Raw genomic sequence first — 13,345 nt, forward strand, 5'->3', positions numbered from 1 at the left:
AAACCAGTGGGTCGCCTAGCATAGGCTTCCCGCGAAGGCGAGAGGCGGGGCGCATATGGCGACCGGAGCGCCGGGCGGTGCGGCAACCCGCATCAGATTGAGCAACCTTTCTCTGGTATTTTGTTTCGAAACGTGAATAAGGGTGACCATCTTCTTGCGCGGCCAGTGATCGGGTCGCGGGGATATTCCTTAGGGAGTAGCCTTAAGTCGGAATTGTAGCTGACGCCCAAGCCTGATTTACGCTGTACGCCAAGGATATAGGATCGAAGACATGGGACGCTTCCTGGCTCTGAGCCACGCGATCGATCGACTGAACGGCGGGGTCAGCGTCATCGCGAGCTGGCTGGTCCTGTTCTCGTGCATGATCAGCGCCGGGAACGCGTTTTCACGCTACATGTTCAATGCATCCTCCAACGCCTGGCTTGAGATCCAGTGGCAGATGTTCGCCGGCATCTTCCTCCTGGGGGCCCCTTATGTGTTCAAAATGAACGAGCACGTGCGGGTGGACCTCTTCTACGGATCCCGAAACGACCGTCAGAAGCTCTGGATCGACGTTTTCGGCCTGATCTTCTTCTACTTCCCAGCGGTGATCTTCATCCTCTACCTGGCCTGGCCCTTCGCGATTTCCAGCGTCTATTCGGGGGAGACCTCGTCCAATGCGGGCGGGCTGATCCTATGGCCCGTGAAAATGCTGCTGCCGATCGGCTTCTTCTTGATGGTGCTCCAGGGCGTCTCCGAGATGATCAAGCGCATCGCCGCGCTCCGAGGCGAGGCTCCGGCGGGCGAGATCGCCGCGTACGAGAAACCCTTGCAGTAAGCGACGCCCGGCAGCCGCCGAACCTTCCGAAAGACCAAAACGATGTTGGATTACGGTCTCACAGCCCCGCTGATGTTCGTCGGGCTCATAGCGTTCATGCTGCTGGGCTTCCCGGTCGCCTTCTCCCTAGCGGCGCTCGGGCTCTTCTTCGGCCTCATCGCCATCGAGATCGGCTACTTCACCGTCAGCTTCCTGCAGGCGCTGCCCTACCGGATCTTCGGCATCATGTCGAACGAGCTCCTGCTCGCGATCCCGTTTTTCACCTTCATGGGCGTGATCCTCGAACGATCCGGGCTGGCGGAAGACCTGCTCGACGGGACCGGGCAGCTTTTCGGGCCGATCCCCGGCGGCTTGGCTTATGCGGTGATCTTCGTCGGCGCGGTGCTCGGCGCCATTACCGGCACGGTGGCCGCATCCGTGATCGCCATGGGAATGATCTCCCTGCCGGTCATGATGCGATACGGCTACGACATGCGTATCGCCACAGGGGTGATCGCGGCATCCGGCACCATCACCCAGCTTATCCCGCCTTCCCTCGTGCTCGTGGTGCTGGCCGACCAGCTCGGCGTCTCCGTCGGCGACATGTATCTGGGCGCCATTGGGCCGTCGATCCTGCAGGTGGCTCTGTTCGTGCTGTTCATCGCCGGCGTGTCCATCCTCCAGCCGCACCGGGTGCCGCCCCTGCCGCCGGAGGCGCGGACCCTGCACGGTTGGCCCCTGATCAAGAAGGTTCTGTGGGGCATGGTGCCCTCCATTGTCCTTATCTTCTTGGTGCTCGGAACGATCTTCATGGGCCTCGCGACGCCGACCGAAGCGGGCGCCATGGGTGCGGTCGGCGCCATCGCCCTCGCGGCCCTGCACCGCCGCCTGACCTGGAGTCTGTTGTGGAACGCCATGGATTCGACCATGCGTCTCACCGCGATGGTGATCTTCATCCTCATCGGCGCGACGGTCTTCAGCCTCGTGTTCCAGGGCGTGAACGGCGGAAAGTGGATCGAGCATATCCTGTCGGGCTTGCCCGGCGGCCAGCTCGGCTTCCTGGTCTTCGTGAACATCTTCGTGTTCTTCCTGGCATTCTTCCTCGATTTCTTCGAGATCGCCTTCATCGTGATCCCGATGCTGGTGCCCGTCGCCAAGTCGCTCGACATCAACCTTGTCTGGTTCGGCGTGCTTCTATGCGTGAACATGCAGACCTCCTTCATGCACCCGCCCTTTGGCTTTGCCCTCTTCTATCTCCGGGGCATCGCACCGAAGGAGGTAAAGAGTTCAGACATCTACTGGGGCTCAATCCCCTGGATCATCCTCCAGATCATCCTGGTTCTCATCGTCATTCTCTGGCCGGGGTCTGTGACCTACTGGATCGGGGAGCATTCGGTGATCGACCAGACCGAGGTGCAGAAGACACTCGACAACCTGACGATCCCCGGGCTTGAGCCAGGCGGATTGCCGGGCTTGGACCAGCCGCCGAAGTTCTGACGATGCCTGAGGCCGGTTCGCGAGCCGGCTCCTTCCCATGGACTTGCCTGGTCGCCAGATCGCCTTCGGGTGTCCATCACAATGTGTGATCGATAGATCTGAAGACTAGCGAGCGCCGCGAAACTTCGCTAATGCCCGGTTGAGATTGGCCCTACCCACGAACCGGGAGGATTGGCTGTGGCTGGACTGCTTCAACTGTCGCGCGGAATCGACGCCCTCAACGAGCGCATCGGCAAGATCGCGGCCTGGGCCATCGTGGTGGCGATCCTGGTCTCGGCCATCAACGCCATCATCCGCCGCATCTTCGGCGTATCGTCCAACGGCTGGCTCGAGCTGCAGTGGTATCTGTTCGGCGCGGTCTTCATGCTCTGCGCGTCCTGGACCCTCAAGGTCAACGAGCATATCCGCATCGACATCATCTCCAGCAAGCTCTCCAAGCGCGGGCGGGACTATATCGACCTTTTCGGGAACCTCTTTTTCCTCTTCCCCTTCGCCGCGCTCATGCTTTACCTGTCGGTCCCCTATTTCGAGCGGTCCTTCGCGTCGGGCGAGGTCTCATCGAATGCGGGAGGGCTGCTGATCTGGCCGGCCAAAGGCTTGATTCTCCTCGGCTTCGCCTTTCTTATCCTCCAGTGGCTCAGCGAGCTCATCAAACGGGTCGCCATCATCCGAGGGGACCTCGTCGATGAGCATGAGGCGGTCCACAGCGCCGAGGCGGAGGCGGAACGCCTCCTGACCGAACTCGGCACGGCCAACAACCCCAAGACCGGAACACCTCCGGGCGATGGCATCAGCTAACCCTTTCTGATCCCACGCAGATTATTCCGGAGCTGCCCCATGGCCCAATTCATTGCCCAGAACCTCGCGCCGATCATGTTCGGCGCCCTCGTGATCTTCCTGCTCCTCGGCTATCCGGTCGCCTTCGCGCTGGCCGCCAACGGGCTGCTGTTCTTCTTCATCGCCGTCGAGCTGGCGCCCCTGGCGCCGGAGACCATCACGCTCTCCTGGCCCCTCCTCCAGGCCCTGCCCGACCGCATTTTCGGCACCATGTCGAACGAAGTGCTCCTGGCGGTGCCCTTCTTCACCTTCATGGGACTCGTGCTCGAACGCTCGGGCATGGCCGAGGACCTTCTCGACACCATCGGCCAGCTCTTCGGCCCAGTCCGTGGCGGCCTCGCCTATGCCGTCATTTTCGTGGGAGCGCTCCTGGCAGCCACCACGGGCGTCGTGGCGGCCTCGGTGATCTCCATGGGCCTGATCTCGCTGCCGATCATGCTGCGCTACGGCTACGACCGGCGCCTTGCCTCCGGCGTCATCGCGGCCTCGGGCACGCTGGCCCAGATCATTCCGCCCTCCCTCGTTCTCATCGTCATGGCCGACCAGCTCGGCCGCTCCGTGGGCGACATGTACGAGGGCGCCTTCATTCCGGGCCTCGTGCTGACGGCGCTTTATGCCGGCTACGTCTTCCTGATGTCCATGCTCTACCCGAAATCGGCCCCCGGCCTGCCGCCGGAGGCCATCGGGTACCGGGAGCCGGACGGGGCGCGCGGCGTGTGGCAGCTTGGCATCCTCGTCCTGTTCTCCGGCCTGATGGGCTATTACGCCCTGTCGCAGACGGAGATCAAAGGCGGCTCGGACTTCGTGATCCTGACGATCTGCGCCTCCACCGTTGTGGCACTCATCTGCGCCATCATGAACCGCTTCCTCGGGGCGAGCCGGGTCGCCCTCTCGGCCGTTCTCACGGCGCTGCTCATCGGAGCCTACGTGCTGCTCCTGCGGGGAGGCCATGAGAACTATGCGTTGCTGGCCGAGATGCTGGTGGCGGGCGCCCTCTACTCTCTCATCGTCGGCTTGGTGGAGCGCTTCACGGGCGTGCGCCTCATGTCCCGGATGGCCGAGCAGGTCACCTTCGTGATGGTGCCGCCCCTGCTGCTGATCTTCCTGGTGCTCGGCACGATCTTCATCGGCGTCGCGACCCCGACGGAAGGCGGCGCCATGGGCGCGCTCGGTTCGGTGATCCTGGCCGCCATCAAGCGCAAGATCGACAACAACCCGGCGCGCTTCAACTGGACCCTGCTGCGGCAGGCCACGGAGGCGACCGCGAAGCTCTCGGCCTTCGTCCTGTTCATCCTGATCGGCGCCCGGGTGTTCTCGCTGACCTTCTATGGCGTGAACGGCCACATCTGGGTCGAGCACCTCCTGACCTCGCTTCCGGGCGGCCAGGTGGGCTTCCTGATCGTGGTCAATATCCTGGTGTTCCTGCTGGCCTTCTTCCTCGACTACTTCGAGCTGGCCTTCATCATCATCCCGCTTTTGGGCCCGGCCGCCGACAAGCTCGGCATCGACCTGATCTGGTTCGGCGTGATCCTGGGCGTGAACATGCAGACCTCGTTCATGCACCCGCCCTTCGGCTTCGCCCTGTTCTTCCTGCGCTCGGTGGCCCCGAAAGTGCCTTATGTCGACCGGCTTACGGGCAAACGGATGGAACCGGTGACCACTGGCCAGATCTACTGGGGCGCCGTGCCCTTCGTGGTGATCCAGCTCATCATGGTGGCCCTCGTGGTCACGTTCCCCCAAATGGTGATGCACTACAAGGCGGCCGGTGCCGTGGTCGATCCGGCTGCCGTGCAGCAGAAGCTCGACGCCATCACGATTCCGGGCTTGGACGGTCCCGGCGGCCTGCCGCCGATCAATCTCGACGAGCCACCGAAGATCCAGTAGGCAGTCTTTCCAAGGGGCGGTCTCCAAACGGGGCCGCCCCTTTTCTTTCGGCACAAGAGCGCCGGCGACGGTTTGCGGTGTGGAGCTGCGGGACCAGAGAAGACTGACAAGTCGTCACTTAAATCACAGAATGCATTTTATGAGTTGAATGCAACCTATAATCAAATGCAGCGGTGCAAAACTGCAACGATTTAACTAAACACTTCAATTATCTTTGTAACGTTTGGTAATCCCCTCTATTTGGAGGGCGCGGAACCTAAAGCCAAGCTTGTATGGCCCCGGTTGGGGGCGAGCCAAAAAGGCGAGCCACAACCATGGAACGTCAAGAAATGGCTACCGAAGCTGAACTCCTATCGATTTTCAATGCGGCCGTCGCTGAGGACGCCGAAATGAGCGTGCTGCTCGCCGCGATCGAGCAACATGCCGCCGAGATTCTCGAAGCGCCTGACTTCGCCCTATATGACACGTTTCCCGACGGCCTCGGACGCCAAGGTGCCGTCGCAACTGGTGTCAAGGAGGTAGCCAAGCTCTTCGGAGGCTACACTTTCGCGTCGTTCTCCGATGTCAAGGCGGCCCTCACGCTGCATGTGAATACGGAGTTCAACAAGCAGAGCTTCATCCAGGCTCTCGACGCAGCCACGGATGTGGCGTCCATGGTCGTCGCGCTTGAGGGTACGCTCGCATCCGTGAACGCTGATCGGCAGGCATTGATCGCGTCCTGGAGCACATCCGATCTTGAGGCTGTCACTGCGCGCGTGGCTGAACTCCGGGCTGACGACTATACGTTGGTACTGAAGGCCATCAGCGATCGCATCGCCTCAAACCCGGCCTTCATCGAGGACCTCGCCGAGAGCCTGCTTGAGGCTCGCGCTACTGGTGATGGTCACTTCTTCGGTGTGGTGGAAATCATCGGCGCCATGGACGCTGCGAACGACGCCATCAACTACGCGCCCGTCGTCGCTGGCGAAACGGATTATAGCGTGGAAGAGGATGGTTCAGTCAGCGATGTGATCGGTGGCTCGGACGTCGACGGCGACGAACTTGAATACGCCTTGGCTGATGACGGCGCACCCGCGCATGGCACGGTTACGTTCTCTGACGGCCGCTTCACCTACACGCCGGCGGCCAACTTCAACGGGACCGACACCTTCACGGTCGTCATCTCAGACGGTGACCTGTCGATCGAGAAGACTTTCAACATCACCATAACCGCCGTCAACGACGCGCCGACGGTCGATGCTGCCACGGCGACCTTCACGACGAGCCGGAATACGGCTCTCACCGAAGACGTCGGCGCTTCTGATGCTGACAGCGACACTCTCAATTACGCAATCAAGGACGGCGCCGCCCCGACCAAGGGCACTGTGACGTTCGAAGGCGGCCAATTCACTTACACCCCCGCCGATGATGCGACTGGAAGCGATACTTTCACCATCGTCGTCACCGACGGCAACGGCGGGAGCATCGAGAAGGCCGTCACCATCAACTTCTCGGCCAATTCCGGCCCGGTCGTTGATGCTGCCACGGCGACGGTCACCACCGACGAAGACAATGCACTGACGGCTGCTGTCGGCGCATCCGATGTGGACGGCGACACTCTCACCTACGCCGTTAAGACTGGAGCAGGTCCGTCCAAAGGCGCGGTCACGTTTGCAGACGATCAGTTCACCTACACCCCGACTGCCAACGCCAATGGTCAGGACACCTTCACGGTCGTCGTCTCCGATGGCCTTGCCACGGTCGAGAAGACCTTCACGGTCAACATTACGCCCGTGAACGACGCTCCGATCGTCGATTCTGCCACGGCGACCTTCACCACCAGAGAGCGGTCCCCCGTCAGCGGGGCAATCAATGCCTCGGACGTCGATCTCGACACCCTCCAATACGCGGTCAAGAGTGGTTCTGAACCCCAACAGGGAACCGTGACCTTCGCGGAAGGCCGGTTCACCTATACGCCGGCGAACAATGCAACCGGCAGCGACAGCTTCACGGTCGTCGTTTCAGACGGGAACGGCGGAAGCGTCGAGAAGGTCTTCACGATCAACCTGACGGCGAACCGCGCTCCGACGGTGGACAAGCCGACGGACACGCTGGCGACGAACGAGGACGTGGCGCTTACTGCCGATGTCGGTGCGTCCGACTTGGACGAAGATGTCCTGACCTATACCGTGAAAACGGGTGCTGGTCCTGCCAAGGGCGCTGTGACCTTTGCAGACGGTAAGTTCACGTACACACCGGCGGCTAATGCGAATGGTACAGACATGTTCACGGTCGTTGTCTCGGACGGTGTCGCATCCGTCGAGAAGACGTTCACGATCAACGTGACAGCGGTTAACGATGCACCGGTCGCCAACGCCAACACGACGTTCACCACGAACGAAGATGTCCAGTTGGTAGCCGATATCGGCGTGACGGACGTCGACGGCGACACACTGACTTACGCTCTGAAAGCGGGTGGAGCCCCGACGAAGGGGACCGTAGCGTTCAAGGACGGCAAGTTCACCTACGTGCCGGGCGCGAATCTCAACGGTTCGGATAAGTTCACGGTCGTTGTCAGCGATGGTCACGGCGGTTCTGTTGAGAAGACCATCTCCATCAACATCAACCCGGTGAATGACGCTCCTTCGGACATTCGTCTGTCCAACAGCAGCGTGGCCGAGAACTCAGCCAAGGGAACGCTCGTGGGAGCCCTGTCGGCTCTCGACATCGACGGCGATGCCGCTTTCACCTATGCGTTGGTTGACGATGCCGGCGGCCGGTTCGCCATCCAGGGCGGCAACCTGGTCGTAGCGGACGGCACCCGTCTCGACTTCGAGCAGGCCAGCAGCCACATGGTTTCGGTTCGCGTGAACGATGCCGGCGGCCTGAGCTTCATCAAGGCCCTCAAGGTCTCCCTGACGGACGTTCTGAACGAGACCTTCATCGGCACGGCCGGTAACAACGTGTTCGTCGGCGGCGCGGGCAATGACAAGTTCATGGCCGGCGTCGGCAAGAACGTCCTGACCGGCGGCGCCGGAAAGGACACGTTCGTGTTCGACGCGAAGCTCGCCAAGGGCAAGAACGTCACGAAGGTGACCGACTTCAAGGTGAAGCAGGACAAGATCGCCCTCGACGCCTCGGTCTTCAAGAAGATCGGCAAGGGCTCGGAGGCGAAGCCAGGCAAGCTGAAGAAGGATTTCTTCAGCTTCAGCAATGCTGTCGACGATCAGACCCCTCAGATCGTCTACAACAAGAAGAACGGCGCCCTCTCCTATGACGCCGACGGTGTCGGCTCGAAGGCGGCGGTTCAGTTCGCCACCCTGTCGAAGAACCTGAAGTTGGCCGCGACGGACTTCCTGATCGTCTGATCCTATCGAGCGGACCGCCTGAGCGGTCCGCTCTGACAGGCTGGGTCTCAGATTACAGGATGGTCGATTTTTCGACCGCACCGGGAGGGCAGGCTTCGCGGGAGGCCCGCCCTTCTTGTCATGCAGGCGGAAGGCCGCGCGACGGATCGCGCGGAGCACCGTTGCGTCCGCGTTCAGTTTTGTTGATCGAAGCGGAACGAGAGGTCCTTGAGCAGGGACACGAGCTCGGGCTGGCGAGACGTCTGGGTCTTCTTCAAGATCCGCTTGATATGCAGGCGCACCGTGTCGGATTTGATGCTCAGCGTGCTGGCGATCTCGCTCGTATCCTGCCCCTTGGCCAGCGCGACGGCAATTCCCGCCTCGGCCGTCGTCAGATCGAAGGCCTGCTTGAGCACCGGCACGGCCGGGCTCTTTTTGTCCAGAGGGTCGGCGACGATCAGGATGGCGCGTCCTGATTGAAAAATATCGCGCACGGCACCCAGGATCGGCATTCCTTGGACCCAAACCGGCTCGGTTTCGCGCCGCGAAACCTTGAGCCACCGTGGATCCGGCGGGACATCTCCCTCAGCGGATGTCAACAAGGCCTTGATGAACTGCTTGAGATGAGCCTTCGACTCACGCGCACAGGCCGCCAATTCGCCGTTCTGGAGCAAGAACGCGGTGCCCAGGAGGTGCTCCGCGCGGCGGTTCATGGCCGCCACCTGACCCGTCGCGGTTAGAATGAAAGCGGCATTGCCGACCTTGTGAAGAGCCTCCAGGGTCGTCGAAACCTGCGACGCGTGGAATTGCCTGGAGAGGTAGAACGCCTGCTGGATGTGAGGCAAGAGCCGGTCCAGTTCGGCCTTCTCACCGCTCTCGAACCCCGGGCGGCTCATTCGGCGTTCCATGGTGAGATAGACCGGCTGATCCGGCCTGGGATAGAAGATCGCCGCCGCGAAGGGGCCGAAGCCGTTTCTGCGGATGAACTCGGCGTTGAAGGGCAGATGGGTCCTTTCCTCTTCCGTGAAAAGCATCTGATCCACGGCCGAAAAGGCCTGCCCGCGCGCGATGGCCTGCATGCGTTTCAGCCGATCGTTTTTCCCGTTCCAATTGTTTTTCGTAAAAGTCTTGACGAGTCCTTCGAGACCATCCGTCCAGATCCAACGCTCCCCTATACTCGGAAGCGGCGCCATCAAGGCTCCCTCAGCCGTGAAATATAAGCTGATTTTCTCAAGCACATGACGCCATTCTTCTTCAGAAGGAACAGCCTTATAAATGCTTCCAACTAGAGAGAGGCGTTCAAAATCATCAAAATACATTAGTAAGTACTTTATATGACTCAGCTTGGGGATTGTTGATTCATGTAAACTAGTTTCAAACAAGTTTATATTTCGAATTATAATAAATTCCTCGCTTAGTCAACCATATATGCTTTTGTATAACGTAGAGGAACGTATCCCGTTTGGGTGATGCGGAACTTCAATCGTGGAGTGTATCCGAGGTGATGGGGGCCCGCAGCAGGCGGGAGCCAAAATCAAGGATCGACAAGACCCATGGCGACTGATCTAGAAATCCTGACCGCGTTCAACCAGGCGGCCGACGCAGAGTCTCTGGTGAGCGCAATCGAGACTCACAAGGCCGATCTGCTTTCGAATGAAGACCCCGACAACAACGGGCCTCTGTTGAGCGATCTGGCGCAATACGACACCTTCCCGGCCGGCTTCGGCCGTCAGGAGGCTGTCGCCAACGGCCTCACCACCTTCAAGGTGACGTTCGGCGCCTTTCAGTCGGTGGACGATATCAGGCAGGTCCTGACCCTCAACGTGAACACCGAGTACGCCAAGCAGGAGTTCATCCGGGCCATCGACGGCGCCGTCGACGCCGACGGGGTCGAAGCCGCGATCGTCGCCTTTGCCGGTCAGCTGAGCGACGACCGTCAGGATCTGATCGAGCTTCTCTCCGGCCTGGGCGCTCCGGCGGCAGGCTTGGTCGCATATCTCCAGACCGAGTTGTATACCGTCGCATTCAAGTACGTGGCCGATCATCTCGACGACGAAGGTTTCGTCTCCGCTCTCGCGCAGGACCTCTTCGCGGCTCGGGAGCAGACCCCGCAGAAGCAGTTTTACGGTGTGCTGCCGGTCGCGGCGGCGATTGACGAAGCCACGGGCGCAGCGCTGCTCGACGCTGTCAACAATGCGGCGGACGAGAACGAGATCATCGCCATTCTGGAAGCAGCCAAGGGTGATCTGCTGAATGGCGCCGACCTCGCCAACTACGACGCCTTGCCGGACGGCCTTGGACGCCAGAAGGCCGTTGGCCTGGGCATCGAGGAGTATCGCGACCTCTTCGGCTCGTTCGCGACCCTCCCGGATCTGCAGAAGGCCGTGAAGCTCCATGTGACGACCGAGTTTCACAAGCAGGAGCTTATCACCGGCATCGACGCGGCGACGGACGTCGCCTCGATGAAGGCCGCTTTGGGTGAGGCCGTCGACAATGCAAGCGAGGATCGCCAGGCCCTCATCCTCGAGTGGAGCGGCGTGGAGCAGCCGGACGCCGTCCAGGCCCGGGCCGCGGCCCTCTCCTACGACGTCTACACCTCGGTTCTGAAATACGTCGCCGACGGCAACGAGGATCCGGACTTCGTCTCGTCGCTCGCCGAGACCCTCGTGGAATCCCGCACCGGGCCCTTCTTCGGGGTCACGGCCATCGTCAACGCGATCCTCAAGGCCGATAGCGGCGCCCTGGTTGCGGCCGTCAACGCTGCCAAGGCGGATCCGGACGCTTCGACCATTCTCGATCTGATCAACGGCTTCACCGGCCAGCTGACCGATTCGACGACGGCCGACCTTCTTGACGACCTCCCCCTGAACGGCGGACGCCAGCAGGCCGTCGCGCTAGGTGTCCAGGAAATCGCGAGGCTTTTCGGCAACTTCGAGAACATCGAGACGCTGCAAGACGCCGTGACAACCCAGGTCAAGGTAGAGCACAACAAGTATGTGCTGATCAACGCGCTGGACGGCGCGGTCGATGCGGATGCCATGGCGGAGGCCATCTCCGACACGATCCAAGCCGTGAATGCCGACCGACAGGATCTCATCGACGCCTGGTCCGAGAGCGATTTGCCGGCCGTTCTGGCCCGGGTGGCTCAGCTCGAGGCGGACCCCTACACCAAGGCTCTCGTGGAAGTGGCCGCGCATGTCGACAACGAGGCCTACCTCTCGAAGATCGCGGGTGCGGTCTACGAGGCGCGCCTCGCACTCGACGGCGACAAGTTCTTCGGCGTCGGCAAGATCGTCACGGCCCTCCAGGCCGCGAGCGACGATGCCATCATTGAAATCTTCAACGATGCCACGGAGCAAGCCACGTCCTCGAACGTCGCAAACCTCATGGCCGTCATCGACGAGTTCGCAGTTTCTCTGCTCGATACCGACGCCTACGCCTTGTATCAGCAGCTTCCGGACGGCGGCGGACGCCAGAAGGCTGTCGCGCTCGGAGTCGATGAGATCAAGGAGCTGTTCGGCGCCTTCGCCAGCGTCTCGGACATCAAGGCGGCGCTGAGCCTCCATGTCGAGACCGAGTTCAACAAGCAGGCCTTCATCACGAGCCTCGATGGCGCTGCCGACGAAGACGCCATGGTCGACGCCCTGCGGGACACCGTCGCGGCCGTATACGAGGACCGCGCGAGCCTGATCGCCGAATGGTCGACGAGCAGCGACGAAGACGTCCAGGACCGGGTCGCCGCCCTCAGGGCCGATCCCTACACCCTGGCCCTCGCCGAAGCCTACGCGAACCTCGACGACGACACCTACATCATGCAGCTCGCACGGGAGGTGTTCGAGGCTCGCCAGACGGGGGACGGCCGCTTCTTCGGTGTGGCGGAAATCGTGACCGCCATGAACGCCGTCAACTTCGTACCGGTCGTCGGCGCTGCCCTGACCTTGGTGACGAACGAGGACGTCGCGATCACCGGCTCGGTCGGCGCCAGCGACTATGACGGCGAGGCCCTGGCCTATACGTTGAAGGCGGGCTCGGCTCCGACGAAGGGCGTGGTTCAGCTGAACGCGGACGGGACCTTCGTGTACACGCCCGGTCAGGACCTGAACGGCAATGACAGTTTCACGGTCGTCGTCACGGATGCCCGCGGGGCGTCCGCCGAGAAGACCATCGCGATCGGCATCAACCCGGTCAACGATGCTCCGGGCGATATCGGGCTGTCCAACGCGGTCGTGGCCGAGAACTCGGCTTCCGGCACGGTGGTCGGCTCCCTGTCGGCCTTCGATCTGGACGGCGATTCCTCGTTCAACTTCGCCCTCCTCAATGACGCCGGCGGCCGCTTCTCGGTCCAAAACGGAAACCTCGTCGTGGCCGACGGCCTCGGCCTCGATTACGAGCAGGCCACGAGCCATACCATCATCGTGCGGGCGACGGATGCCGGCGGCTTCACCTTCGACAAGGCCCTGACGGTCTACCTGACCGACGTGGTCGGCGAGCAGGTGGCGGGCACGGCCACCAGCGACGTGATCGTGGGCGGTGCGGGCCGTGATGTCATCTCGGGCGGCCTCGGACGAGACATCCTGACCGGCGGCAAGGGCAAGGACACTTTCGTGTTCGACACCAAGCTGACGAAGAACCGGAGCAACGTCGACACGATCACGGACTTCAACGTGAAGGACGACACGATGAAGCTCGACAACGCCATCTTCAAAAAGCTCGGCAAGGGCACGGAGAAGAAGCCCGGCAAGCTGGACAAGGACTTCTTCACCGTCGGCACGAAGGCTCAGGACGCCAACGACTACCTGATCTACAACAGCAAGAAGGGCACCCTGTCCTATGACGCCGACGGATCGGGCAAGGGCGCCGCGATCGTCTTTGCAACCCTGTCGAAGAACCTGAAGATGACGGACAAGGACTTCCTGATCGTCTGATTGCGCTCAGGTACGACCGCAACGAAAAACCCCGCCGGGCAACCGGCGGGGTTAGTTATCGATGACAGGGGCCTCTCGGA

7 protein-coding genes are annotated in these 13,345 nt (G+C 61.5%); 6 read left to right on the top strand and 1 reads right to left on the bottom strand.

Annotated features, from left to right (window positions below; all coding sequences use genetic code 11):
- Window positions 1–271: 271 nt before the first annotated feature.
- From ILT42_RS09090 to ILT42_RS09110, 5 genes are all read left to right on the top strand, one after another.
- A complete protein-coding gene (locus ILT42_RS09090) occupies window positions 272–817 on the top strand; it encodes a TRAP transporter small permease subunit (RefSeq protein ID WP_204215172.1) in 546 nt (181 codons plus the stop codon).
- A 42-nt stretch (window positions 818–859) separates the two neighbouring features.
- Window positions 860–2,293: a TRAP transporter large permease gene (locus ILT42_RS09095; protein WP_204215174.1), complete on the top strand. Its 1,434-nt coding sequence runs from the start codon at window positions 860–862 to the stop codon at window positions 2,291–2,293.
- Window positions 2,294–2,470: 177 nt separating this feature from the next.
- On the top strand, window positions 2,471–3,091 hold the full coding sequence (locus tag ILT42_RS09100; RefSeq protein ID WP_204215176.1) for a TRAP transporter small permease subunit: 621 nt from the start codon (window positions 2,471–2,473) through the stop codon (window positions 3,089–3,091).
- A 39-nt stretch (window positions 3,092–3,130) separates the two neighbouring features.
- On the top strand, window positions 3,131–5,014 hold the full coding sequence (locus ILT42_RS09105) for a TRAP transporter large permease (protein WP_204215178.1): 1,884 nt from the start codon (window positions 3,131–3,133) through the stop codon (window positions 5,012–5,014).
- A 272-nt stretch (window positions 5,015–5,286) separates the two neighbouring features.
- Window positions 5,287–8,361, top strand: coding sequence for a tandem-95 repeat protein (locus tag ILT42_RS09110; RefSeq protein WP_204215180.1), 3,075 nt, complete (start codon window positions 5,287–5,289; stop codon window positions 8,359–8,361).
- 173 nt (window positions 8,362–8,534) lie between these two features.
- On the opposite strand, the gene ILT42_RS09115 is transcribed toward ILT42_RS09110, so the two are convergent.
- Entirely contained in the window at window positions 8,535–9,659 is a 1,125-nt protein-coding gene (locus tag ILT42_RS09115) for a helix-turn-helix transcriptional regulator (protein ID WP_204215182.1), read from the bottom strand.
- 234 nt (window positions 9,660–9,893) lie between these two features.
- On the opposite strand from ILT42_RS09115, the gene ILT42_RS09120 reads away from it, so the two are divergent.
- Window positions 9,894–13,265, top strand: a complete 3,372-nt coding sequence (locus ILT42_RS09120; protein WP_204215183.1) for an Ig-like domain-containing protein — start codon at window positions 9,894–9,896, stop codon at window positions 13,263–13,265.
- The last annotated feature ends 80 nt before the right edge of the window (window positions 13,266–13,345 follow it).

Origin of the sequence: Microvirga pudoricolor, assembly GCF_016892705.1 — a bacterium.
Lineage (GTDB): Bacteria > Pseudomonadota > Alphaproteobacteria > Rhizobiales > Beijerinckiaceae > Microvirga > Microvirga pudoricolor.